This is a genomic window from Winogradskyella schleiferi, from assembly GCF_013394655.1.
In the GTDB taxonomy this organism is placed as follows: Bacteria; Bacteroidota; Bacteroidia; order Flavobacteriales; family Flavobacteriaceae; genus Winogradskyella; species Winogradskyella schleiferi.
Genome location: NZ_CP053351.1, coordinates 2,761,631 through 2,787,198, shown reverse-complemented (window position 1 = coordinate 2,787,198; position 25,568 = coordinate 2,761,631). Strand labels below are relative to the sequence as shown.

The following is a 25,568-nucleotide window of genomic DNA, read 5'->3' as shown; positions in this document are numbered from 1 at the left end:
AAGGATTTTAGTAATTAAACTTTGCGGCTCTGAGTATCTGTGAGAAAGTACTATTGAATTTAGTGCTTAGAATTTGGAATTTAATTATTGGAATTTAATACTTTTGCACCCGAAAATAAACGAATTATGATTTTACCAATCGTTGCCTATGGTGATGCTGTTTTAAGGAAAAAAGCAAAAGCCATTGATAAAGATTATCCGAAGTTAAATGAGCTAATAGAGAACATGTACGAAACCATGTATGGTGCCTATGGCGTTGGTTTGGCGGCACCTCAAATTGGTTTGGCTATTCGTATGTTTATGGTGGACACTAGTCCTTTTGCAGACGACGAAGATCTCTCGGAGAAAGAGCGAGAGCAGATAAAAAATTTCAAAAAGACATTTATTAATGCTGAAATTTTGGAAGAAGATGGCGATGAATGGGCTTTTAATGAAGGTTGTTTGAGTATTCCAGAGGTCAGGGAAGATGTGTTTAGGCAACCAAAGATTAAAATTCAATATCAAGATGAAAACTTTGATACGCATGTTGAAGAATACGATGGATTAATTGCTAGAGTGATTCAACATGAATACGACCACATAGAAGGTATTTTATTTACAGATAAACTATCATCTTTCAAAAAACGTTTAATAAAAGGACGTTTAACCAACATTTCTAAAGGTAAAATTAAAATAGATTACAAAATGCGATTTCCTGCAATGAGCAGAAAACGCTAATACCATATATATGAGCTTAGACAAAATACTATCCATTTCCGGAAAACCGGGATTATACCAAATTGTTACCCAGACCAGAACAGGTGCGGTTGTAGAATCGTTAATTGATAAAAAGCGTATCACAGTTGGTGCGCATAGTAATATTAGCATTCTTAGTGAAATCGCTATATATACCTTGACTGAAGAAGTGCCTTTGAGAGACGTACTTAAAAAAGTTAAAGAAAAAGAAAACGGACAACCAACATCGATTAGCCATAAAGATGGAAAAGATACTTTAGAAGAATTTTTCTTTGAAGTATTACCAGAGTATGATGAAGATCGTGTCTATCCATCAGATATTAAGAAAGTGGTGCAATGGTACAACTTACTTCAAAAGAATGATTTATTAGGTGCACTTGAGGAACCAAAAGAAGATAAAGACACGTCTTCTGAGGAAGAATAAAGCATGCATCAGTTCGAGTGATTTTGTTCGGAATATTTTCAGAACAAAATTGTATCGAGAACATTTTATATGAAATTAATGTCTGATAAAACAGCCCAATTAAAAGCCTTTGAGCGTTTGTTAACTATCATGGATGAGCTGCGCGAGCTATGTCCTTGGGATAAAAAACAAACCATGGAATCGTTGCGTCATCTCACTATTGAGGAAGTTTACGAACTTGGCGATGCCATTCTCGTCAATGATTTGGACGAGGTAAAAAAGGAATTGGGAGATGTGCTTTTGCATATTGTTTTCTATTCTAAAATAGGAAGCGAAACTAACAATTTTGATATTGCAGATGTCTGCAATAGTATTTGCGACAAACTTATCGATCGCCATCCACATATTTATGGCGATGTAAAAGTTGAGAACGAAGAAGACGTTAAGCGCAATTGGGAACAACTGAAGTTAAAAGAAGGTAAGAAAAGTGTACTCGAAGGTGTGCCAAAAAGTTTACCTGCTATGGTTAAGGCTAGCAGAATTCAAGATAAAGTTGCTGGTGTTGGTTTTGATTGGGAAGAACCTGAACAGGTTTTTGAAAAAGTAGAGGAGGAGTTGGCCGAATTAAAGGCTGAAATCGCCAAAGGCGACCAAGATGCGATTGAAAGCGAGTTCGGCGACGTTATGTTTTCAATGATAAATTACGCTCGCTTCCTAAAAGTTAATCCTGAAAACGCTCTAGAACGTACCAACAAAAAATTCATTAAACGCTTTCAATATCTTGAAGCCAAGGCTAAAGATTTAGACAAATCTTTGAAGGACATGACACTTGCCGAAATGGATGTGTTTTGGGAAGAAGCTAAACTGCTCTAAAAATTCCTGCGACCGCAGACAAACCTTTAGGTTCAGCGCAGCTAATCTCTTTTTAAACAAATCAATTCTGTGCTATTTTTCCATTTTATTTCAAATTATCAATTTGCTATTATAGCTAATATTTAAATAACAAGAGCTAAATCTAAGGTCATAATCGACTTGTTTTTAAGTTTTATTTAAATTTTGAAAAAAATGTCAACGCAAAACATCCAAAACTAAATTCTGTACGTAAATACTCTATATAAAAGCAAACGCGCTTTTATAATCTTAGTAGGAGATCTTAATTATTATTTTAAGCGGTTGTAATTAAGGTTAATTTAGTTTAGTTAGGGCAAAACCCATCTGTTGAGACAGGTGGGTTTTGATATTTAAAATTCCTGCGTAGGCAGGAATCTCAGGATGATATGTTATTTTGAATACAAAACTTTGGACTTAAGTTCTATAATGTTTTACTCGCGCCAGCAATTATTCACTTGCTTAATTTCAATATCCGAAATGCGCCTTGAATTACCAACACAAAAACAATTGTTCCGATTATCAGATCAGGTTTATTTGAACTCAACCAATTGACCAAAACTCCAGCGATTATGACACCTAAGTTAATGATTACATCATTGGAAGTGAAAATCATGCTTGCTTTCATATGAGCCTCTTCCTTACTCTTCGACTTTTGTAAAATATAAAGACAAACTCCGTTTGCAATAAGAGCAAAAATGGACACAATAATCATTGTTGAAAAATCGGGAAGTCTTTCACTTTCGAAAAAACGTCTTAAAACTTCTACAAAACCAATAATAGCAAGTGCTATTTGGAAATATCCGGCTAGTTTAGCAATCCGTTTTTTTTTAATCAAAGTGCCACCTACCGCGAACAAGCTAATTCCATAAACAAAACTATCTGCAAGCATATCTAAACTATCAGCAACAAGTCCCATGGATTTTGAGATTATTCCCGTTGTCATTTCGATAACGAAAAAAGCAAAATTTATGGCGAGTACAGACCAAAGTAGCTTTTTTTGGTTCGCAATTTCTTTAAATTCCGTATGGTCGGTCTGTTCGCTCGAGATTTTCATACCGCCTAAATTAAGTTCTAGAATGGATTTTTCGATTTGGTCGGTTTCGCCGCTGTGAAAGACGATCAATTTTCGGTTGGGAATATCAAAGTCCAAATTCTTAATACTTGAAATTCCGTCCAATTTCATTCGGATTAGATTCTCTTCCGAAGGACAGTCCATTTTAGTAATTTCAAATATTGTTTTTTCCACTCTGATGATTTTGATTATGTCTGAAAAGAATATGGTCTATTTACAAACTCTTACCAACGAAGGATTTGAACAATTCATTTGTGAATTCTTGGGTTAACTCTATTACTTAGATATTCTCTTAATTTTTCATATTCATTATTTGACATTGAGTTTTTTGGAATGAGATAAGTTTCAGATTTTGATATCATATGTATAAGTGAATTGGTAATATCTGTAGATGTTATATCAGACCAGTTTTCATTATAGGTTTCACTATCCTGAAATATTTTGAATTCATCTTGTGTAAGTAACAGACTATGCTTTTTGTAACTTTCAATATGATCTAGGTACAATTTTACTTTAATACGAAGTTTCCGTGTTTCAAAAATGGCATGAGCATAATTAAGAAGTTGGAAAATAAAGAAAAACTCAGTTATAAAAGGAGGTGCTAAATATTTGCTGCTATATTCATAGGTGTAATAAAAAACACCAGAAAATATGATTAGACTTAGGATAAAATAGAATAAAGGTTTTCTTGTTGTTTTACTTTTAAAGTAATGTCCTTGATTTTCATTGAAATAGATTCGTTCAAAATCTACTCTATCAAATTTCAAATCTATTTTCAAATTTTCTTCCAACCTAGAAAATTATTAACTATACATCCCACGAACCTTAGATAACTTTTTCTTCCAAGTCTCTAATTCTTTTTTATGATTAGCGATATTTTTATGTACATCCTTAACTAAAGGATTATCCGATTTTACATTAGAGAAAAACTGTAGATTGTTTTCCAATTGATTGATTTCAGATTTAATCTCGCTCATTCGTTTTTTGATAAAGTTGTACTCGTTATCCAATAATCTTGTATCATCAGGACTGGCCAAATTTTCAAGTTTACTATCAAATTTAATCATCTCTAATTTGGACTTGTCCATTTTCAGTTTATCAAAGGCATCATCTATGGCTTTGTAGAATTTGCCATCGATATAACGTTTGTTCTGTGGTACATGACCTATGTCTTTCCACTCGGAAATCTTGGATTTTAAGATGTCAACATCTGCTTTTGGATCGTCGCTAAGTTCCATCGCTTTTAAATCGTCAAGAAGTTTTACTTTTTTATCAAAAGCATCATAAAGATGTTGGTCTTGTGCTTTGCGCTGCGCATGCATTCTGTCAAAATAATGGTTGCAGGCTTTTTTAAACTGTTTCCAGATTTTATCACTATCGCGTCTTGGTACATGACCTATTTTTTTCCAATCGCTCTGAATTTTCTTCATCAAGGGTGTGACTGTTTTAAAATCTTCACTATCCTTATTGTCTTCCGCAATTTGAATAAGTTCTTTTTTCTTTTTTAGATTCTCGTATTGATCTTTCTTTAAATCTTTATAGAATTTATTTTTCCCACGATTAAAGGTCCTTACCGCATCTTTAAACTTTGCCCAAGTAGCTTCATTAACTTTTATAGGCACTTTGCCAGCCTTGAAAAAAGCATCCCTTAAGGCTTCAATCTCTTTTATCTTTTTCTGCCAAGCACTGTGTGAACTAGCTTTATCTTCTGCTATCGCTGCGATTTGGGCTATTATTTCTTCTTTGCGCTCAAGATTTTTTTCATGAGCTTTGTCCATATCCGCAAAATAAGCTTGACGCTTGTCGTGAATTGCTTTTGTGGCTTTGCTAAAACGTTCCCAAATTTCTTCTCGATGTTCTTTGCCAACAGGACCGAGTTCTTCTTTCCATAATTTGTGTAATACTTGCAACTCTCTAAAGGAGCGATTGGTATTTTCATCTTGTGCCAATTCTTCTGCACGTTCTATGATTTTTAATTTTTGATCATAGTTGTGCTTAAAATCCATATCCCGCAAATCATTATTGAGATGCAAAAAGTCGTAAAAACGCTCTACATGATGGTGGTAGGTATTCCAAGCATTATTGTATTTGTCTCTTGGAATTGGGCCAGCATTACGCCATTTTTCCTGAAGCTCTTTGAAGTGCTTATAAGTGGTGCCCATGTTTTCTTCAACATTGAGTAACCCTTTAATATCTTCTATGATTTGTAATCTATCTTCAAGATTTTGCTTTAGGTTTTGCTCGCGTTCCTTATAATAAGCGCCAATGGATTGTTTGTAATTTTTATAAAGTGAATTGAACAGTTTTTTGGTGTCGTTGGTGTAATAGAAGTCAATTTCATTGCCACCATCTTCAATAAACTCTTCCTTTTTTTCGTCTAAAAGTTCACTGAATTTGGCGTTGAATTCCGATTTTATTTCATTGACGTTTTTAGAAATCGTTTGGATTTTGTGATGTTTCAATAACCGGTTTAATTCCGTAGCCAATTCATTCATACTCATGGCATGGTAGTCTTTTTCCTCTACCTCATGGCGTTCAGCATTGGATTCATCTTCCGCATCCTCGGCGTTAGACGCTTCAATCTCATCAACGTGATCGTCTTTGGACGTTTTTTTTGTGGTGGCTACGACTTCAGCTTCATTCTCAGTGTCATTTTCAACAACTTTGGCTTCACTTTCAGTTTCCATCTCAGTTTCTATATCAGTTTCCACCTTTGTTTCGTCATCCGTTTTAGCGTCTTTTGTTTCTTCCGTAACTTGTTCTGAAGTTGTTTCAGTTTTCGCTTTAACCTCAGTTTCATCCGTTTTTATTTCGGCATCTTTATCAGGTGTGCCCTCAGATTCGATTTTCGTTTCAACGTCTTTGGTCGTTTTTGGTGTTGGCGTAGTTTCTGTCGATTCTACTTCTTTTTTTCCATCTGCTTTTGGCAGGTTATCATTCTCAGACATAAGTCAATTTTTTTATAGATGGTTAAAGATACTAACAACCGTTAGAACTACAAAGGAAATGAACCTAGAGCTCATATTTTATGATATATATATCTATTATTGATTGTTTAATGTATGTTCGCTTAAAGCTTTGGTGTTATCGAGTTTTCAAGAGTTTTTAAATCGAGATACCTTAGCATTTGCATATAAAGAATTATTAAACTGGTAAAATGATTATAATTCAGTTTTTCAGTTAGTTAGAATTTTTTCTATAATCTATCAGTACAGCGGTCTTTTATCTTTTTTCGGACAATATTGGTTTATATCTACTTAAAATATGTTAGTTCTAAATATTCAATTTGTTATTAAACCATATTTCCCAAGATTTTTCCGCTTGTAAGCGAAGCATTTCTAAGCCATTGATTGTGGTTGCGCCTCTCTGAAAACCATGTTTTAGGAATTTTGTTTGTTCGGGATTGTAAATAAGATCATACATAATATGATTTTCGGTTAAAGCTGAATACGGAATATCAGGACAATCATTAACTTTTGGAAATGTGCCAATAGGTGTGCAATTGATAATAATGGTATAATCTGATATGGTATTTTCTGTTAAATCCGAATACAAAAATGTAACCCCTTTTTTATGGGAACGGGATACAAAATCAAATTGAATGTTTAGCTTTTTAAGCGCATAAGCAATCGCTTTAGAAGCACCACCTGTACCAAGAATCAAGGCTTTTTTATGGTGTGATTTTAAATGCGGTTCGAGTGAGTTTTTAAAACCATAAAAATCGGTATTATAACCAATGAGTTTTCCACTTTTTGTAAACCGAATGGTGTTTACAGCACCAATTTTTTCTGCTTCCTTATTCAATTTATCGAGCAATGGCATCACCTGTTCTTTATAAGGAATAGTTACATTTAAGCCTTTTAAGTTCGATGTGTTTTTAATTATCACTTTGAGTTCGCCTATTGATTGCAAATCGAAATTCACATAGGAATAGGGTAAATTTTCCCTGTCGAATTTATCCGCAAAATAACCTCTTGAAAAAGAGTAGGAGATATCTCGACCTACGAGCCCGAATTTAAGTTTTGATTTGTCTTGTGCGTTGTCCATACCATTCTAATCCTAAAACTATGAGGATCCCAATGGCAATATAAGCAATTGCAATGTAAGTTTGGGTGCTGAGTTCTGGCAAAAACCGCTCATAATTAGTGATAATTTGTTTTCCTGTAGAATCTAAAATTTGCGAACCATCAAGGTTTGTTTTGTAGATGGTTTTTTTCCATGGCCAAACCACACCTAGCGAACCAATTATAAAACCCATTATAGTAGCTAATGTGATATTTTTATAATGTTTCAAGATATAATTCAATATATGGGAGAATGTCACTAAACCTGTAACTGAACCTAATGTGAAAACTACTAAAACTTTTAAGAGTCTAATACGGACTTCGTTATGGATAAATTCAAAATTACCAGTAAACACGTCGAAGATGGTATCGTAAAGTGCATTTACGGAATCGACCAAAAGTAACACATAATTACCTAATAGAATTAGAATAAACGAACCTGAAAAACCAGGTAAAGTCATACCAGAAACACTAATGATACCACAAAAGAAAACAAAAAAGAGGTTGTCATTTTCTGTGGCAGGATCTAAGAAACTAATACTTATTCCAACAATAGCACCAAGGGTTAAAGCCAAAAGTGTTGTTCTGTTCCATTCTTTAAAATCTTTGCTGATATAATATATCGAACCTAAAATCATTCCGAAGAATGTACTCCATACATAAAGCTCGTAGTGTACAATGAGGTAATCCAGGATTTTTGAAACACTGAAATAACTCACCACCATTCCTAAGAATAGTAAGCTTAAAAATTTACCGTTAATGTAACGATAGAAGCTTCTAAATCTACCGTTTAATAAAAATTTAAAAGCTGTTTTATTGACGCGTTGTAATGAGTATATAAATTCTTGGTAAAAACCAGCGACAAAAGCAACAACTCCACCAGAAACACCAGGTACTTTATTGGCAGCTCCCATTGCCAAACCTTTAATGACCAAAAATATACGATCGATTAGGGTTCTGGTACTTTGCATTTAATTTTGGTGTTTAGATCCCAATTGTTCTAATAAAAGTATGGCGAAAAAACCTGCAAACATTAGTAGTATAGCAAAAACAATTTGTGGTTCTCCATCAAAAGCAGTAGGCCAAACACTTTCTTCCTTAAAAGGTACTTGAAGTCCTTCGGAATCCGTTCGCCAAGACAAAACGCGCTTCCAAGGCCAAACTTTATTTAATGATCCTAATATAAAACCCGTTAACAATGCCATGGTTAAGTTATGGTAATTTTTAAAAAGCCATTTTAGTATCCTACTAAATGATAATAAACCTATTATTGCTCCTAATATAAAAATAGCTAGGCGCTTAAAATCAAAGTCATGGATGGCATCACTAAGTGCTTTGTAAGCTCCGAGAACCACTAATATAAATGAACCCGAAACTCCTGGAAGTATCATCGCACAAATAGCAATAGCTCCTGCAAAAAACAGAAAGAAATTATTGTTATTTCCTGCCATTGATGGTAACGTGGTTATATAATAAGCAACGATTGCTCCTGCAATTATAGATAAATAAGTGGCAAATCGCCATCGTGTAATTTGCTTTGCGACGTAATAAATACTGGCAACAATAAGTCCGAAAAAGAACGACCAAATGAGCACAGGATGATGCTCCAATAGATATTTGGCAACACGCATGAAACTTACAAAGCTGATAATAATACCTGTGAGCAAAGCCGTAAGAAAACTACCATTTATTGCAGTCCAAAAGGCTTTAAAACCTTCTTGTCTCCAAATGGTTATCAAAGATGGTTTAATATTGCTAATGGTTGTAATTAACTCTTCGTATATCCCAGAGATAAAAGCAATGGTACCACCAGAAACACCAGGTACAGCATCAGCTGCTCCCATGGCTATGCCTTTAAAAGTGATGACTAAGTAATCTATAAATCGTCTTTGCATTCCGTTTTAAAATAAGAATCGCTAAGGTATGATTTTTTTTAGTTTGACATCTTTTTCGCGTCTGAAATTATCGCCTTAACCAAAGGCTTATCCGTGAGTTGTGGAAATAATTCTGAAATAATAAAACTATAGTCAATGTTAAGACAGGTGGCGTTTTTAAGATGAAAACGGCCTTCTTCAGATTGATGAACGGTGAAATAAAGACCGGCTAAACGGTATTCAATTTCAGCATTTTCCGGGTAGAATTCTGTAGTTTGAATAAGATTAAATATAGCTGCTTCATATTCGCCTAGAGACGTTAAAATATCTGCGCGATCTAACCACGTGTCCAATTCGTAGTTGCCCAATTCAAGCGTACGTTTGTAGCCACGTTCTGCTTCTTCAAGAAAGTTTAAACGCTTATTTATGGTGGCATATATTTTCCAATACAATACATTGTCGCCATCAATAGTGACTGCTTTATTGATGTAGTATAAAGCTTTTTGATAGTTGACGCGTTTCATGTAAAACTTGGTAATCGCTATCCAGCCTTTATCTAATAAAGGATCTTCATCAATGGTTTTTTTAAAGAATTGAATCGCTAAATCTTCTTGCCCGAGTTTGGAATAACATTGACCAATACGCAAAAGTGCAAACGATGTTGGGTCGTCTAAGGCTAAAGTAATTTTGTAATTTTCAATGGCATCATCGTATTTTTTCAACTTCTCTAAAACCTTGCCTTTTTCTAAGTAAGCACCAACAAAAGTATCGTCGGAAATAATGGCAAAGTCTAAAGCTGCATTGGCTTTTGCATAGTCCTTAATTTCAAAATATTGTCGGCCCAATTGTTGCCAAGCGACTTCACAATACGGATTGGTGTTTAAGAATGTATTGAGATACGCAATGGCTTCCTCGTTTTTATTCAAAAAATCATAGCAATACACAATATTATGAAGCGCAGAATAATCTGTAGTATCACTCTCCAAGCACTTTTTGAAATAAATGAGGGCATTTTCAAATTGGTCTAAAAATAAATATTCCATACCCACTAAGGCATACAAATCGGCATCATCTTCTGGCGTGTTGGACATTTCAATAGCTATTAAAAGGGTGTTAATAGCTTTTTGATGTTCGTCCTGTTTAGATAAAACATTGGCTTTTTGAATGAATATTTCTTCATTATTGGGTTCTATATGATGAAGTCTATCCAAAAGGTCATCGGCTTCTATAAATTTATTCTCAATAACTAATATTTCAACTTGAAACAATCTTAGGTTGATGGAAGTTGGGTGTTGTTCCAAACCTAATTTTATCGCACGTTTAGAAAGAGCAATTTTACCATTTTCAAGATAGTGGTGTATGATATTTTCAAATTCGGCTGAATCAAAGAACAAGATATTATTGGTCTTTAACATGGACTCGAATCGAGTGAGAGGGAAATTTTCGTCTTCGTGACTGTATTGCATAAAAGGATTAATAGTTCACGAGAATAAAATTACAGTTATACTTTGCGCTACATCGATTTTTGAATGAATGTTTTTAACAAAGTAGTTAACATTGAAATTATTCTGCAGTTAATCTAATTTAATAATCTGGTTGTTAATAATTTATAAACTCAGTAATTATATTAAAGTGTGTCCAGTATGGATGTAATAATAGCACAACCTTTAATTATTTCTTCGTTTGAAATGGTTAAAGGCGGTGTAATTCGGATGGCTTTTGGTTCAAAAAGCAACCAAAATAAGACTAATCCTTGGTCTTGGGCTTTCAATATAACCTGATTCGTAAGCTCTGCATTTTCAGTAAATGCCGCTAACATTAATCCGCGACCTCTAATGGCTTTGATATGTTTATGCTTAAGATGTTTTCTGAATAACTGTTCTTTTTCCAACGCTTCTGCCATAAGGTTCGATTCCGTTATTTCCTTCAAGGTGGCCAACGCTGCAGCGGCAATAACTGGATTGCCACCAAAGGTTGTGATATGGCCAAGTTTGGGATTATCACTTAACGTATCCATCATTTCTTTTGAAGCGGTGAATGCTCCAATTGGCAAACCGCCACCTAAGCCTTTGCCTATAACCACAATATCTGGTTGGCAGTTGTAATGCTCAAATCCGAATAGTTTTCCCGTTCTGCCAATGCCAGGTTGGATTTCATCTAAGATAAAAACGGCACCAACTGAGTTACAACGTTGCTGTACTTTCGCTAAATAATTATTAGTAGGTTCAATAAAACCAGCGCCTCCTTGAATGGTTTCTAGAATTACAGCAGCCGTTTTTTCTGTAATCTGAAGTAAATCTTTTTCGGAATTAAATGCAATATGTTTTATATCTGGAATTAATGGCAAAAAAGGATGTTTGCGTTCTTCATAATCCATAAGGCTTAAAGAACCCATGGTATTGCCATGATAGGCGTTTTTTGCAGCAATGATTTCTGAACGACCTGTAAATCGTCGTGCTAATTTTAAACTACCTTCAATTGCTTCGGTGCCAGAATTTACTAAATAAGTGGATTCTAATGGTTTTGGTAAATGCTTTGCTAAAAATTTTGACAACTCCACAGCTGACTTTTGAACATACTCGCCATAAACCATCACATGTAAATACTTATCTAATTGCTTTTTTATGGCATCTACCACTTTTGGGTGTGAATGTCCTAAGCTGCATGCTGAAATACCTGCAACAAAATCGAGATAAGCTTTGCCGTTCGTGTCATAAATATAAGAACCTTTGGCATGGCTAATTTCCATCGCTAAGGGATGTGGTGAGGTTTGGGCTTGATATTTAAAAAAGTCCGATTTCAATTAATCTTGTTCTTTTCCGATTTTTTGTTGTAAAGGTTTTGCTTTAATAGGCTCTACCTTTTTAAGCGTAGAATTTAAAGGTGCAACAGATGGCTTTTTTGGCAAATTACGAGCTGCTTTATTTGGTGCATTTGGTGTTGCCTTTCCTGCTTCTTCAACGCGTTCTGTAATATCATCGTCAATAAAAGCTTCAGGTGGCACGTAATCTTCCAAACCTTTGATTATTGGTAAATCTAAAGGAGGATCGTCTTTGAATAAATCTTCTACAGACATTGGCCGTTCTTCGCCGCGCCAATCAAAACCTCTTAATTTTTTTGCGCTATTCGGAAATTCATCCTCAGGAAAAATATTGCCATCAATTTGGTTTATGAATCTAACTTCGTCAACAATTTGGTCAATAATTTTGACATTGATACTTCCTGATTTGGACTTTTGAATACCAATTAATTCATTCTCATCATTTCGCAAAAAACGAATGGTTTCCGCATTTTTGATCACATCAACATTATAAAGTTCATTATCTTTGAACAAACCAATTAAGCGTTGCCCTTTAATTTGGTTGAAACCATCTTCGCTCAACGTATCCTTACTAACTAAAAAGGCGTTTTCAAAAACCTTTAAAGAATCGAGCTGTTCGGTTTTTACATTGGAAATTAAATGAATAGTGTCACCTGTCATTTGGTTCCCTATATTCCAAAGTGCGGGTTTTCGTTTTACGGCAAAGGCATCATCAGAACTAAACCTACTGAGATTTATCATTTGGGTCAATCCTTTTTTATGATCCACATGGATGGAGTCAGATTTACCGGCTAAGTCACTTTTGTACAATCTGGCATTATAATAGGCACGTGTTATACGGTTTTCTGGTTTACCTGTAACCATCAATGTGTCGGCATGCATATACACAGAATCATTTTCTTGAACCGTTATAGCCAAGGCACGTTTGGTAATGTACATGGAATCCTTGGCGCGCCAGACTTCTGCATAATGTCCTTTGACAATGCTGTTATTTAAAGTATCTGTAACCGTAATATTATTGGTGGCAGAGGCAAAATTTTTGTTACGATCAAAAAATAAGCTGTCGCCTTCCACGGTTCGGTTATCGTAATCGATTTTTGCATTACGCTGAAAATGGCCGATATTATTATTAGTGTCATAAAACCCACGTTCAGAATAAATTTTGCTCGTTTCTCCAGTAATGGTAGACGGCCCAAAAAGATAGGCATGTCCATTTTCTGTAAAGAAATCGAGACGTTCTGTGTTTAATGTGTAGTCTGGATTTACGAGTACCACATCTTGTATAAACTGGTACTTACTCGTATTGGTATAATATCTACCAATTTGACTTGTAATAGTTCCTGAAGAATCCCTTACTACCGTGCCTTGAGACTTGTAATAGGCTTGTTGCTTTACTCTGTCAAAATATAAAGTGTCCGTTTTTAAGGTCGATTGCGGTTCGGTTAAAACCACATCGCCTCTGGCAATGGATAATTGTGTTTTTCCGCTATATTCTAAATATTTGGCCACCATGTTTATGGTGTCGCCTTGCTTCATATTCACATTACTGTAGGCTTCAATAAAATCTTGATCCTCGTAGTAAACGGCTTTGTCGCAAAACAAATCAGCGCCTTTATGAATAAAATGAACTTGTTTAGATTTGTCTCGAAGAAACACCAAAGCACCATCTTTTACGTTTGGATCGGTTGATGTGTTTCCAGAGTATTTGACGGTTATGGTTTGTTTTTCTTGAGCATTGCTAAAACATACAATCGAAAAGCAAAAGAGAACAAATAAATTCTTAAAATGTTTCAAAGACATATATTTTTCACAAAATAACACTTATTAGATTTGCTTTAGTATCTGTTAACGTTTTTTTTAACAGAGTTATTTAGTAAGACCTCACAAGTTTCAAAAACTTTGTGGTCATAAGAAGGTTTGTTAAAACGTTATAATTTTCAAATAGTCACTTAGAATGCTAAATGTATCAATACCAAATGAACTAAACCGTTTTACGAATAATCGTCTGCTTACGATCTGGACCAACTGATACAATGGTAATAGGAATATGCAATTCATTTTCTAAAAACTCAACGTACGCATTCAGGTTTTCAGGTAATTGTGATGCTTCGGTCATTCCGGTTAAATCGGCAGCCCAACCTTTTACTTCGGTGTAAATAGGTGTGACGTTTTGTTCTTCAATATTATAAGGTAGATGTGTGATTTCTTCGCCTTTGTATTTATAAGCTGTACAAACTTTTAAAGTTTTAAAGCCTGAAAGTACATCACCTTTCATCATAATCAGTTGTGTGACACCATTGACTTTACAGGCATAACGTAAAGCTACTAAATCTAACCAACCGCAACGTCTCGGACGACCTGTAGTTGCTCCAAATTCGTTGCCGACCTTGGCCATAGTTTCACCGTCTTTATCAAACAATTCCGTAGGGAATGGTCCAGAACCTACACGAGTCGTATAGGCTTTAAATATCCCAAAAACTTCACCAATTTGATTAGGTGCAACTCCCAATCCAGTACATGCACCTGCAGCTGTTGTGTTAGAAGACGTGACGAATGGATACGTACCAAAATCAATATCCAATAAGGACCCTTGCGCGCCTTCAGCCAAAATCGATTTTCCAGATTGTTGGGCTTGGTGGACGTATTCTTCCGAATCAATGAATTTTAAACCTTTTAATGTTTCAATGGCATTGAAGAAATCCGCTTCTAATTCATTTAAATCATATTGAATATCTACATTGTAAAACGCAATCATGGCTTCGTGCTTATCGGCTAAAGCTCTGTATTTGTCTTTCCAATCGGCTAATTCTATATCACCAACTCTAATCCCATTTCGGCCGGTTTTGTCCATATATGTTGGACCAATACCTTTTAGAGTGGAGCCTATTTTTGCTTTGCCTTTTGAAGCTTCACTAGCAGCATCCAATAAACGATGCGTAGGTAGAATAATATGTGCTTTTCGCGAAATACAAAGGGATTTTTTATAATCCACATTTTGTTCTGCTAATTTATCGAGTTCTTTTTTGAAAATAACAGGATCTATTACTACACCATTGCCAACAAGGTTGACTTTACCTTCATGAAAAATTCCGGAAGGAATAGTATGCAACACATGTTTTTTACCGTTAAATACCAAAGTGTGTCCTGCGTTTGGACCACCTTGAAATCGTGCAATTATATCATATTTAGAGGTAAATACATCGACAATTTTTCCTTTGCCTTCATCTCCCCATTGTAATCCAAGTAGTAAATCTACTGCCATTTTAAAATTGAGTTAGTCGTCTTTTTTACGGTTGCCGTAAAAATATAGTGAATGATTAGTTATCTGAATGTCAAAAACCTCTTCAATGGTTTTTTTGATGGATTGAATGCGTGGATCACAAAATTCTATAACCTCGCCTGTGTCTGTAAGAATAACATGGTCGTGGTTTTTATCGAAATACGATTTTTCGTAATGTGCCTGACTTTGTCCAAATTGATGTTTGCGTACCAAAGCACATTCCAAAAGCAATTCAATGGTATTATAAAGCGTTGCGCGACTTACACGGTAGTTTTTATTCTTCATTTTGATATATAAGGATTCAATATCAAAATGCTCTTCGCTATCATAGATTTCTTGAAGTATAGCGTAGCGCTCAGGTGTTTTTCGGTGACCTTTATCTTCTAGGAACTGTGTAAAAACACGTTTTACAATTTCCTGATTACTTTCTTCTGTGGTTGCATTCATAATTAAACAACAAATTTACGCAAATTTTAAATGATTTGAATTATAAAAAGGGGCTATTAACACCGAAAGAAATGAACACCCTTTTAATAACATTTATTTAATGAATGGATATTGTTTATTAGGACTGATCTCTGAAGTCACATAGAATGAAATTCCTTTTTTGAAATTTATTATCTAGAAGCATTCAGCGTAATCAAGGTTCTCGACTCTATTCCTGTTCATGCAAACTATTCTAAATGACCAACGCATTTAAACTCTTGTGACTTTGTCGATACCATTAATTTTTTTAAGTTTTTCAATCACCTTTTTCAACATGGTTTGATTTTTAACTTCTACGGTGATTTTTCCCGTAAAAACACCGTCATCACTCGAAAAACTTAGACTTTTCATATTAACATGCATGTTTTCTGAAATCAACTTTGTGATATGATTTACCAATCCCATATCGTCAATTCCAGACAATGTAATCTGCGAAGTATATACTTGCTGAGACGAATCTATCCATTTGGCTTGTAAAATTCGATAGGCATAATTAGATTGTAGGCTTACCGCATTCGGACAATTTTTTTTGTGGATTTTTATACCATCGTTAATGGTTAAGAAGCCAAACACTTTATCTCCGGGAATTGGGTTGCAGCAATTGGCTAAAGTGTAATTTAGCTTTTCTTCTTCCTTACCAAAAACCAACATATCATATTTAGATGTGATTTCTTCTTTATGGATATCTTTTGGAACTGATGGCTTGTATATTTTATTTTTAAAATAACTGACAAAGGCATTACTTCGAGATGCCGCAAAGGCTTTTAATTTTGTATTGTCAATAGTACCAATACCAACGCGGTAAAATAAATCTAATGAGGTGCTTAACTTGAAATAGCTTACCAATTCATTAATTGAACTTTCGTTGAGCGCAATTTTGAGTTGTTTTAATTTTCGTCTTAAAATCTCTTTGCCTTCTTCGGCTATAAGCTTGGTATTCTCGTTTAATGCCGATTTAATTTTGCTTCGTGCTCTAGCCGTCGTTGCATAATCGAGCCAGTTGGCATTTGGTTTGGCATTTTCAGACGTCATGATTTCAACACGGTCGCCACTTTGCAACTCATGGCTTAAAGGCACTAATTTGCCATTCACTTTGGCTCCTCGTGTTCTCATACCAACTTCCGTATGGATGCTAAAAGCAAAGTCGAGAGGTGTTGCACCTTTTGGAAGCGACTTTAAATCCCCTTTTGGCGAAAAGACAAAAATTTCCTTGGAATAAAGATTGAGTTTAAACTGTTCCACAAAATCCACAGCATCCGCCTCATTGTTTTCTAAAGCTTCTTGCAGTCGGTTGATCCATAAATCGAGATTGTCCTCTTTGTCGTCTACGTTTTTATACTTATAATGTGCCGCATAACCTTTTTCTGCAATCTCGTTCATACGTTCACTACGAATCTGAACTTCCACCCAACGGCTTTTTGGTCCTACAACGGTAATATGAAGAGCTTCATAACCTGTGGATTTGGGCGAAGAAATCCAGTCTCTAAGTCGGATTGGGTTTGGCGTAAAGTGATCGGTTACGATGGAATAGATTTTCCAAGCCAAGAATTTTTCGTTGGCTAAATCAGATTTGTAAATAATCCTCACCGCAAACTTATCATAGACTTCGTCAAAGGAAACCCCTTGTTTTACCATTTTTCTACGAATGCTAAATATGGATTTTGGACGGCCTTTGATTTCGTAGTTTAAGCCTTCAGCATTTAAGGAATCTTCAATGACTTTAGAAAATGCTTTGATGTACGCATCCTGGTCTTCCTTACTGTCCTTTATTTTTTCAAGAATATCGCTATAGACTTCGGGTTCTGTATATTTTAATCCTAAATCTTCGAGTTCAGTTTTTATATTGTAAAGTCCGATTCGGTGTGCTAAAGGTGCATAAATATATAAGGTTTCCGATGCAATTTTTACTTGTTTGTCTGATCGCATGGAGTCCATAGTCTGCATGTTGTGCAAACGATCGGCGATTTTAATAATGATAACCCTTACATCATCATTTAAGGTCAAAAGCATTTTCCTGAAATTCTCAGCTTGTAAGGACACGTCCATGTCTTTTTTAAGCGAAGAAATTTTGGTAAGACCATCAACAATTCTGGCAATGGTTTCACCAAAAAGGCGTTCCATGTCGTCGATGGTGTATTCAGGATTGTCCTCAACCACATCATGTAACAAGGCTGAAGCAATAGATGTGGCATCCATACCAATTTCTTGTGCTACAATTTTGGCCACAGCAATAGGATGGAAAATATACGCTTCGCCAGATTTGCGTCGCTGATCCTTATGTGCATCCAAGGCGACCTCAAATGCATGACGGATTAATTTCTTATCGTCATCAGTCAACGTCTGATAGCTTACTTTGAGTAATTCCTTGTAAGCTTTGGCAATGGCTTTATTTTCTATTTCTATGGCTTCCTCAGTCATAGAACTAAAGTAGTAAAATGGTTTTTAATGAGCAATGTAATTTCAGAGCTAATTTGAAAATTATCAGGAATTTCGTGGAAATGCAGGTTTTGTTGGTTTAGGCACGAGTTTCAAATTCGCGCAACGGTATGGAAATAAATATTTTATTGATGTATTAGAAATCATCATTTATTTCAATCCAATAGCCATTTGGGTCTTGAAAGTAAACCTGGTTTATGCCGTCTTTTCGAATGTAATCTTTATTTGGTGTACCAAGCCAATCAGAATAGTCAATATGGTGCATTTTCAGAGACTCGATAAATAAATTTAGGTCTGTTGTTGCCAAGGCAAAATGAACAGCTTTATTAATTTTTATTTCAGAATTAGGGCGAGGAATCAGATGCAATTGTTTGCCATCTCCGAATGATAACCATCTCGTTTTAGAGTCGGAAGCTGTATTCTCAATTTCCTTAAGTTGAAGTATTTTTTGATAAAACTCAATAGATTCGTTAACGTCTTTTACTGAAAGAGCTACGTGATTTAATGAAAAGGTATGCATTGAATAAAGGTTGTTTGGTAAATATAGAGATTAATATTATCATTTCAAATATTAACTGGTGTCACAAATTAAATACGTTTTTGAGGCGTCTTATACATTAACAATTAACACGAAATTTGCAGGTTTATGGTCAATACCTGTACCAGGTTCTATTGGTGATAACGGTTTAAATATTAGTATTGCGCTTACTTCTACCACAAATAGAATCTGTATCAAAACCACTAGAACTCGATAAAAATGACTAACAATTTATTTTTACGGAGCGTAAAGTAATATAAAATTAAAGTTAGTTTTCATTGTCGCGAATTCCCAATGTTGTGAAGCATCGTATTGTACTAATGATATTTAAAAACAGGTCGTAACTATATAATCCACCTAGTTTCTATTGTAGTAATTAACCAATAGAGCTATCGTAAGTATTTTTGACATTAAAGAATAATTATCAGGAAAGTCCTTTTAGCATAATGACAGTGACTATTCCATTGAGAATTTCAATTTTTTTAGACAATTAAAAGCAGAATCATACCGCTAAAATTTAAAGGCTATCTTTTAATGATTTCCATTAAATTTCAGCATCAGTTGTTTGAAACACACTTTTAATTGTTTAAATCTGCTCATCTTGTAGAGATCAATCTTGATAAATAATGTGACAATAAACTATTTGGCGTCTTCTTGATTTGAATCTTCGTAAGATTCAAAAATTTCTCGCTTAGTCAAATTAGGATAATTATTCTTTTTTTGTTCATTGTGTGCAACATATATGTTGTAAAACATTAGGCCTAAATAAACAGCGAATATTATGCCTCCGATAAATAAAACTCCTATATTCATGTCGTTCGTCTTTGTCTAATTGCAATTGCAAATAGGAGTATAGTTGCTGGCCAGTGAGCGGAGTATTGAGCTTCTTCTTTCATACCATATAATCCTAATCCAACGGAATATAAGAGACATAAAAATGCTAAAATTATAGGGTACCATTTAAGTATAAATTTCTTCATGTTTAATTTATTTTAGATAAAGTTAAACAAAATGAAATCAAATTTTAGAATTTTAATAATAATTTAATAAATAAAAGATTTTTATAAAGATTACTTGAAAATTAACGTAATATTATGTGTGTATTCTTATATTTTTTTATAAATGTTGAAGTTTTAAATGATTTATTATAATTGGTAATAAATCATATAAGAAAATGGGTGGAGTATTATAATCTTAATGAGTTTTAGCCTTAAAGATGTCATTGTCAGGTTATAAAAAAAACCTATTTCTTTAGATTTTTTATTCGTTCCAAAAGCGTAGGATGCGAATAATGCATAAACACATAGGCTTTATGAGGCGTTAAATTACTTAAGCTGTTTTTGGATAATTTTTTCAAGGATGTAATTAACGGTTCAGGTTTATAGGTGATTTTGGCATAATCATCGGCTTGGTATTCAAAAACACGTGAGACGTAATTCATAATTAATCCTGTGAGTTCAGAAATAGGCGAGTAGAGCAGTCCAAAGGCAATCAATCCCACATGGAAACTAGGTGTTTCAACTCCAATGGCATTGGATAATAAGGGATTCGAAATAAATATAGATAAAATATAAAGTGTCAATCCGGTGAGTAGGATAGAGGTCACTAAATTAAATATGATGTGCTTTTTTTTATAATGTCCAACTTCATGCGCTAAAACGGCAACAATCTCTTCATCGTCTAAATCATTAACTAAAGTATCGTAAAGCGTCACGCGTTTTTCACTGCCAAAACCAGAAAAATAGGCATTGGCTTTGGTGCTTCGTTTGGAACCGTCAATGACGAAGATTTTTTCAAGGTTAAAACCGACGGATTCCGCATAACTAGAAATTTTATTTCGTAATTCGCCATCTTCCAATGGTGTTTGTTTGTTGAATAATGGGACAATGAGTTTAGCATAGAACATATTCATAAAAACCGTAAAAACTGTTACAATTCCCCAAGCATACAACCAAAACTGATGACCTGTAATCTGATAGAACCAAACAATGATCGCAATAATTCCACCACCAAGAACAACCATTAATAATAAACCTTTCAATTTATCTAACACAAAGGTTTTTTTAGTGGTTTTGTTAAATCCAAATTTCTCTTCAATCACAAAGGTTTTATAATAGCCAAAAGGTGTCGTAATAATGTCGCTTGCAATCATTATGATACCGAAAAATATTAAAGCAATCACAATAGGATTGTCTGAATAGCTTCTGGCAATATTGTCCACATATTCAAAACCGTCCAAGAGCAAGAATCCTAATGTTAACACAAACGAAAATAAGGATGTCCATAGCCCGAATTTATAATTAACGGTTTTGTAGGCTTGCGATTTTTTGTATTCCGCTTCGTCATAGACGTCATTTAATTCCTCAGGAATTGGGTCGTTGTAATGTTTGGCGTTAATAGCATCAAGAATTTTGTCTTTGATAAAGTTAATGACGATAATGGCTATGATGATGTAGAATAGGGTTTGTGCTGTCATTTATAGTTCTAAAGGTTTCTGTCACTTCGAGTGAAATTTCTGTTTAGAAATTTTGTATCGCGAAGCTTAGTGTAATAATGGCTCTCGATACAATTTTCTCGTTCCTCAAAAATCACTCGAACTGACGTTATGTTATTTAAAATTTCGCTGTCTTTTCGCTTCAAAAATAAGAATTCCTGCGGCAACGGACACATTCATGGAATCAATTACACCTTGCATTGGTATGCTGATGTTCTTTGTTGCCGCTTCTCGCCAGGCGTCTGTAAGTCCTGTAGCTTCTGTACCAACGACTATGGCTGATGGTAAGGTGTAATCTTGGATGTGATATGGTTCCGATTCTTGTAAAATTGCCGAGAAAATATTGAAATTGTATTTTTTTAGAAACGTAATGGTATCTTCAGAACTTGCCATCGCAATTTCTGTTGTAAATACACAACCAACGCTAGAGCGAATGATATTAGGATTATATAAATCGGATTTTGGATTCGCAATAATAACCGCATCAACATTAGCAGCATCGGCAGTACGTAACAATGCGCCAATATTACCCGGTTTTTCTGGTGCTTCTGCCACTAAAATCAGAGGGTTTTTAGATTGTAGATTTAAATCTTCGAGTTCATGTTTTTTTGAGTCGACTACGGCAATAACGCCTTCTGTGGTGTCTCGATGTGCCAACTTTTGAAAGACTTCTTTTGAGATTTCTATAATTTCTATATCATATTGTGATAGGGCATTAGCTTCACTTTCCGAAAATAAATCGGGAAAAAACAATAAGGTTTCAATACTATAATCGCCTTTAACGGCTAATGATAATTCACGTTTGCCCTCAATTAAAAATTGACTGGTTTTTTTGCGCTGCCTAGATTTTTCTTTTAACAGAACAAGTTGCTTAATGAATGGGTTTTGTGGGCTAGAAATAGTTTTGAACATGAAAGATTTTATAGAAAACTAAAATACGTTAAATATTACTGTATTTTTAAAAATTAGTATATCAAAGTAGGAAAAAACAATGTTAACTTGTTTTAATTATAGTTAATGCGAATTTATTAAATCCAACCCATTATGAAAAAACAATTACTAGTTCTTATTTTATCATTGTTAATAAGTGGTCTTAGTGCCCAAGTAGCTCATACACCTAGCGATTATATCCTTTGTGATGACGGTTTTAATGATGGAAGTGCTGAATTTGACTTAACACAAAAAGATGCTGAAATACTGCAAGGACAAGATCCTGTGAATTTTATGGTGGGCTATTATCTGTCTGAAATAGATGCTTTAAATAACACGAATCAGTTAGCTAGTCCATTTACAAATTTCACCAATCCACAAACTATTTTTGCTTCAGTAATAGAAAACAGTACAGGTAATTTTGATATTACCAATTTCGACCTAATTGTGAATCCAGGTCCAGTTATTACTCAGCAAGTAGAACTTAATGCTTGTAGTTTTGACGGTAACGGTATTGCGGAATTCGATTTGACACAGGCGACACAAGTTATTATTGGTGCGCAAACTGAAATATCACTTACCTATCACGAAACTCAAGCTGATGCAGAAAGTGCATTAAATCCAATTACTAATTTAAATTCATATTACAATACTATTCCCAATTACCAAGTACTTTATGTAAGAGTAGAAAGTAATGTTACGGGTTGTTTTACTCTTAGCTATTTGAATTTGTTTGTTTCTGGAGTCGCACCTATACCTACCATATCAGATTATGTGGTTTGTGACGATGACCAAGATGGGTTTGCTGAATTTAATTTACAGACAAAAGATGATGAAGTTTTGATAAATCAGGATAATTTTGAATTGTTTGTCAGCTATCATTTGTCAGAAGCAGATGCAATAAATCAAACTAATCCGTTACCATATATCTACACCAATATTTCCAACCCACAAACAGTTTATGCCGCTGTGTCCGATTATTTTGGCTGTAATACTGAGATCCGAAGTTTTAATCTTGTCGCGGACCAAACATGTATGCCTTGTCAGGACATAACGCTGACCATAGAAAATACAATTCCAGAAATTAATAATTCTGGTATCGTTGTAGCGCAAGTCAATGATGATGTGAATTTTTTTGGTAATGCGGTTTTCTCGAATGATAGTACTGACGCCACGTATTCATGGGACTTTGGCGATGGTAATGTTGGAACAGGCCTATCGGTTATCCATCAATTTTTAGAAGAAGGTAGTTATACGGTGACGCTAACAGCTACAGATACCAATCCAGAAGGTTGTTCAGAATCCATAAGTATAGAGGTTATAATTTTAGGTGAATTCCTTAGTGTGGATACATCACAATTTACAGTTGAAGAATTGGTGCAAAACATACTCATAAATAATGATTGTAGTCAAGTGTCTAACATAACCTATTCGACAGGAACCGCATTTGGTAGTCAAGAACCAAACGGTATTGCTTATTTTGTTTACGAAGGCAATAATTTTCCTTTTTCAGAGGGTTTATTGATTAGTACAGGGGAAGCTGCCGACATAGAAGGACCAAATGATAGCAACCTAAGTTCAGGAACTAATAATTGGTCAGGCGACGTTGATTTAGATACTGCACTAGGTGTACAGTCTAATAATGCAACGATTATTGAGTTTGACTTCGTTCCTGTGGTGAACGCCATAAATTTTGATTTTTTAATGGCATCTGAGGAATACAATGGTGATAGTTTTGAATGTACTTTTTCTGATGCCTTTGCCTTTTTACTCACCGATGCCGCTGGCAATACCACTAATTTGGCTTTAATTCCAGGAACGGATTTGCCTATTACAGTTACGAATATTCATAACGCCAATGGCTCTTGCGATGCTGCCAATCCTGAGTTTTTTGCAGGCTACACGCCTGAAGGTGCACCACCATTTGAATTCAATGGTAGGACGGTAAATTTTACTGCTGAAGCTAATGTGAATATCGGAGAAACCTATCATATAAAGTTGGTTATTGCAGATGATGGAGACTCAGCGTTCGATTCTGCTGTGTTTTTAAAAGCTGGAAGTTTTGATATTGGAAGTCTTTGTGAAGATACAGGGTTAATTACCATGAAGGCATTTAACGATACCAATACTAATGGTGACTTTGATGATGGCGAGTCTAATTTTACCAATGGTTCTTTTACTTATGAGAAAAATGACGATGGCGTAATAAATGTGGTGAATTCTTCTAACGGGAGTTTTACTATTCTTAGTACGGACGAAAACGATACGTATGACGTCACATTTACGGTTAATCCAGATTTTACAGGCTGCTATTCCCAAGACATCACGGTTTTCAACGATATTAGTGTGGCATTTGGGGAGTTAGCGCAAGTTCAGTTTCCTGTAGAGGATAATCTAACATGTGAGGATTTAGGGGTTTATCTCATTAATCCTTCTGCATCTCCAAGGCCAGGATTTGAACACACTAATTTACTCATCATCGAAAATTTGAGTGGTACTGAAATCGCATCAGGTTCTGTGGAATTCACACTAGACGATGATCTGCAAATGAACAATGCAATTGCCAGTGACACTAGTATGAACATTACGACTACTGCTACAGGTATGACTGTGGATTTTACAAATTTAGGTGCTGGTGAATCCGAAATGGTGGTTATTACATTGTTGTGCCCAACAACTGTGAGTTTAGGAGAAGTAGTTACTAATTCAGTGATCTACACCACAGACAGCAATGATATTTTTGTAGAGAATAATAGCTCCCAATTAGCTGAAACCGTTATAGGCGCATACGATCCGAATGATAAAATGGAGGCTCATGGTCCACAAATTTTATACAATGATTTTGTGGCATCAAATGAATATTTGTTCTATACGATTAGATTTCAAAATATAGGAACAGCAGAGGCCATAAATGTGAGGATTGAAGATGTATTAGATAGCCAATTGGATGCAAGTACCTTCCAGATGTTACGTTCCAGCCATGATTATGTGGTCACAAGAACAGCTAACAGTTTAGAATGGAATTTTCAGAACATTAACTTACCAGCAGAACAAGATGATGCAGAGGGCAGTAATGGTTACGTCTATTTTAAAGTAAAGCCAAATCCTGGTTACGCTGTTGGCGATATCATTGAGAATTCGGCAGCTATTTATTTCGATTTTAACGATCCTATAATAACAAATACATTTCAGACCGAATTTGTGGAAACATTATCTGTTGATACTTTTGAAACTGTAGATTTTACACTATTCCCAAATCCTGCAAAAGATGAAGTGAAAATTCAACTTTCAAATACCAATTTCGGAACTGGAAAAATCAATATTTACAACATTCAAGGCAAAGTAATTTTGAAGGACATTAAATTCAGCGAAAACTCTTCCACTTTAAACATTTCAAATATAGAAAGTGGCTTGTATTTTGTAGAACTGACCTTAGGAAATCGAGCAATGGTCCAAAAATTGATTGTCAATTAATTTGAAATGAGATCTTTGAAAAAAAGCTTTGGATGATGTCTGGAGCTTTTTTTATTCAAGAAATTATATC

The 25,568-nt window shown here is 34.8% G+C and carries 21 protein-coding genes; 5 read left to right on the top strand and 16 right to left on the bottom strand.

What is annotated here, in order from left to right:
• The first annotated feature begins 126 nt into the window (after positions 1-126).
• The 3 genes from def (at position 127) to mazG (ending at position 2,011) form a co-directional block, all read left to right on the top strand.
• Positions 127-717 (top strand): peptide deformylase, encoded by a 591-nt coding sequence (gene def, locus HM990_RS12130; RefSeq protein ID WP_178989194.1) that lies wholly within the window; start codon positions 127-129, stop codon positions 715-717.
• Between the two features lie 10 nt (positions 718-727).
• Positions 728-1,159, top strand: a complete 432-nt coding sequence (locus HM990_RS12125) for a DUF5606 family protein (RefSeq protein ID WP_178989193.1) — start codon at positions 728-730, stop codon at positions 1,157-1,159.
• Between the two features lie 78 nt (positions 1,160-1,237).
• Positions 1,238-2,011 (top strand): nucleoside triphosphate pyrophosphohydrolase, encoded by a 774-nt coding sequence (mazG, locus tag HM990_RS12120; RefSeq protein WP_178989192.1) that lies wholly within the window; start codon positions 1,238-1,240, stop codon positions 2,009-2,011.
• A 469-nt stretch (positions 2,012-2,480) separates the two neighbouring features.
• On the opposite strand, the gene HM990_RS12115 is transcribed toward mazG, so the two are convergent.
• From HM990_RS12115 to HM990_RS12055, 13 genes are all read right to left on the bottom strand, one after another.
• On the bottom strand, positions 2,481-3,275 hold the full coding sequence (locus tag HM990_RS12115; protein ID WP_178989191.1) for a cation transporter: 795 nt from the start codon (positions 3,273-3,275) through the stop codon (positions 2,481-2,483).
• 74 nt (positions 3,276-3,349) lie between these two features.
• Positions 3,350-3,880 carry a hypothetical protein gene (locus tag HM990_RS12110; protein ID WP_178989190.1) on the bottom strand — a complete coding sequence of 177 codons (531 nt, stop codon included), beginning with the start codon at positions 3,878-3,880 and terminating at the stop codon, positions 3,350-3,352.
• A 24-nt stretch (positions 3,881-3,904) separates the two neighbouring features.
• Positions 3,905-6,049, bottom strand: coding sequence for a DUF349 domain-containing protein (locus tag HM990_RS12105; RefSeq protein WP_178989189.1), 2,145 nt, complete (start codon positions 6,047-6,049; stop codon positions 3,905-3,907).
• A 325-nt stretch (positions 6,050-6,374) separates the two neighbouring features.
• Positions 6,375-7,148: a shikimate dehydrogenase family protein gene (locus HM990_RS12100; RefSeq protein ID WP_178989188.1), complete on the bottom strand. Its 774-nt coding sequence runs from the start codon at positions 7,146-7,148 to the stop codon at positions 6,375-6,377.
• On the bottom strand, positions 7,117-8,136 hold the full coding sequence (locus tag HM990_RS12095; protein WP_178989187.1) for a DUF368 domain-containing protein: 1,020 nt from the start codon (positions 8,134-8,136) through the stop codon (positions 7,117-7,119). The genes HM990_RS12100 and HM990_RS12095 overlap by 32 nt, the downstream gene beginning before the upstream one ends.
• Positions 8,137-9,060: a DUF368 domain-containing protein gene (locus HM990_RS12090; RefSeq protein WP_178989186.1), complete on the bottom strand. Its 924-nt coding sequence runs from the start codon at positions 9,058-9,060 to the stop codon at positions 8,137-8,139.
• Between the two features lie 38 nt (positions 9,061-9,098).
• Positions 9,099-10,505, bottom strand: a complete 1,407-nt coding sequence (locus tag HM990_RS12085) for a tetratricopeptide repeat protein (protein ID WP_178989185.1) — start codon at positions 10,503-10,505, stop codon at positions 9,099-9,101.
• Between the two features lie 161 nt (positions 10,506-10,666).
• Positions 10,667-11,842 carry an aspartate aminotransferase family protein gene (locus tag HM990_RS12080; protein WP_178989184.1) on the bottom strand — a complete coding sequence of 392 codons (1,176 nt, stop codon included), beginning with the start codon at positions 11,840-11,842 and terminating at the stop codon, positions 10,667-10,669.
• Complete coding sequence (locus HM990_RS12075) at positions 11,843-13,660, bottom strand: OstA-like protein (protein WP_178989183.1); 1,818 nt, start codon at positions 13,658-13,660, stop codon at positions 11,843-11,845. It lies immediately after the preceding gene.
• 181 nt (positions 13,661-13,841) lie between these two features.
• The gene (locus HM990_RS12070; RefSeq protein WP_178989182.1) at positions 13,842-15,122 is read right to left on the bottom strand and encodes an adenylosuccinate synthase; all 1,281 of its coding nucleotides are present in this window, start codon (positions 15,120-15,122) and stop codon (positions 13,842-13,844) included.
• A gap of 12 nt (positions 15,123-15,134) precedes the next feature.
• Complete coding sequence (locus HM990_RS12065) at positions 15,135-15,587, bottom strand: Fur family transcriptional regulator (protein WP_178989181.1); 453 nt, start codon at positions 15,585-15,587, stop codon at positions 15,135-15,137.
• Positions 15,588-15,836: 249 nt separating this feature from the next.
• Positions 15,837-18,044 (bottom strand): RelA/SpoT family protein, encoded by a 2,208-nt coding sequence (locus tag HM990_RS12060; protein ID WP_178989180.1) that lies wholly within the window; start codon positions 18,042-18,044, stop codon positions 15,837-15,839.
• 154 nt (positions 18,045-18,198) lie between these two features.
• Positions 18,199-18,582, bottom strand: coding sequence for a VOC family protein (locus HM990_RS12055; protein WP_178989179.1), 384 nt, complete (start codon positions 18,580-18,582; stop codon positions 18,199-18,201).
• A gap of 58 nt (positions 18,583-18,640) precedes the next feature.
• Here HM990_RS12055 and HM990_RS12050 point away from each other — a divergent pair, with 58 nt between their 5' ends.
• The gene (locus HM990_RS12050) at positions 18,641-18,817 is read left to right on the top strand and encodes a hypothetical protein (protein ID WP_178989178.1); all 177 of its coding nucleotides are present in this window, start codon (positions 18,641-18,643) and stop codon (positions 18,815-18,817) included.
• 422 nt (positions 18,818-19,239) lie between these two features.
• Here HM990_RS12050 and HM990_RS12045 read toward each other — a convergent pair whose 3' ends face one another.
• The 3 genes from HM990_RS12045 to HM990_RS12035 all read right to left on the bottom strand — a co-directional run bounded on the left by HM990_RS12045 (position 19,240) and on the right by HM990_RS12035 (position 22,006).
• Positions 19,240-19,413, bottom strand: coding sequence for a hypothetical protein (locus tag HM990_RS12045; RefSeq protein WP_178989177.1), 174 nt, complete (start codon positions 19,411-19,413; stop codon positions 19,240-19,242).
• Between the two features lie 430 nt (positions 19,414-19,843).
• On the bottom strand, positions 19,844-21,076 hold the full coding sequence (locus HM990_RS12040) for a M48 family metallopeptidase (protein WP_178989176.1): 1,233 nt from the start codon (positions 21,074-21,076) through the stop codon (positions 19,844-19,846).
• Positions 21,077-21,208: 132 nt separating this feature from the next.
• A complete protein-coding gene (locus HM990_RS12035; protein WP_178989175.1) occupies positions 21,209-22,006 on the bottom strand; it encodes a TrmH family RNA methyltransferase in 798 nt (265 codons plus the stop codon).
• Between the two features lie 132 nt (positions 22,007-22,138).
• Here HM990_RS12035 and HM990_RS12030 point away from each other — a divergent pair, with 132 nt between their 5' ends.
• Entirely contained in the window at positions 22,139-25,498 is a 3,360-nt protein-coding gene (locus HM990_RS12030) for a DUF7619 domain-containing protein (RefSeq protein WP_178989174.1), read from the top strand.
• Positions 25,499-25,568: the final 70 nt, after the last annotated feature.

Coding starts and splice junctions, on each gene's coding strand:
- def (WP_178989194.1), top strand. CDS start 127: ATGATTTTACCAATCGTTGCCTATGGTGATGCTGTTTTAAGGAAAAAA.
- HM990_RS12125 (WP_178989193.1), top strand. CDS start 728: ATGAGCTTAGACAAAATACTATCCATTTCCGGAAAACCGGGATTATAC.
- mazG (WP_178989192.1), top strand. CDS start 1,238: ATGTCTGATAAAACAGCCCAATTAAAAGCCTTTGAGCGTTTGTTAACT.
- HM990_RS12105 (WP_178989189.1), bottom strand. CDS start 6,049: ATGTCTGAGAATGATAACCTGCCAAAAGCAGATGGAAAAAAAGAAGTA.
- HM990_RS12100 (WP_178989188.1), bottom strand. CDS start 7,148: ATGGACAACGCACAAGACAAATCAAAACTTAAATTCGGGCTCGTAGGT.
- HM990_RS12095 (WP_178989187.1), bottom strand. CDS start 8,136: ATGCAAAGTACCAGAACCCTAATCGATCGTATATTTTTGGTCATTAAA.
- HM990_RS12090 (WP_178989186.1), bottom strand. CDS start 9,060: ATGCAAAGACGATTTATAGATTACTTAGTCATCACTTTTAAAGGCATA.
- HM990_RS12085 (WP_178989185.1), bottom strand. CDS start 10,505: ATGCAATACAGTCACGAAGACGAAAATTTCCCTCTCACTCGATTCGAG.
- HM990_RS12075 (WP_178989183.1), bottom strand. CDS start 13,660: ATGTCTTTGAAACATTTTAAGAATTTATTTGTTCTCTTTTGCTTTTCG.
- HM990_RS12070 (WP_178989182.1), bottom strand. CDS start 15,122: ATGGCAGTAGATTTACTACTTGGATTACAATGGGGAGATGAAGGCAAA.
- HM990_RS12065 (WP_178989181.1), bottom strand. CDS start 15,587: ATGAATGCAACCACAGAAGAAAGTAATCAGGAAATTGTAAAACGTGTT.
- HM990_RS12060 (WP_178989180.1), bottom strand. CDS start 18,044: ATGACTGAGGAAGCCATAGAAATAGAAAATAAAGCCATTGCCAAAGCT.
- HM990_RS12055 (WP_178989179.1), bottom strand. CDS start 18,582: ATGCATACCTTTTCATTAAATCACGTAGCTCTTTCAGTAAAAGACGTT.
- HM990_RS12045 (WP_178989177.1), bottom strand. CDS start 19,413: ATGAATATAGGAGTTTTATTTATCGGAGGCATAATATTCGCTGTTTAT.
- HM990_RS12040 (WP_178989176.1), bottom strand. CDS start 21,076: ATGACAGCACAAACCCTATTCTACATCATCATAGCCATTATCGTCATT.
- HM990_RS12035 (WP_178989175.1), bottom strand. CDS start 22,006: ATGTTCAAAACTATTTCTAGCCCACAAAACCCATTCATTAAGCAACTT.
- HM990_RS12030 (WP_178989174.1), top strand. CDS start 22,139: ATGAAAAAACAATTACTAGTTCTTATTTTATCATTGTTAATAAGTGGT.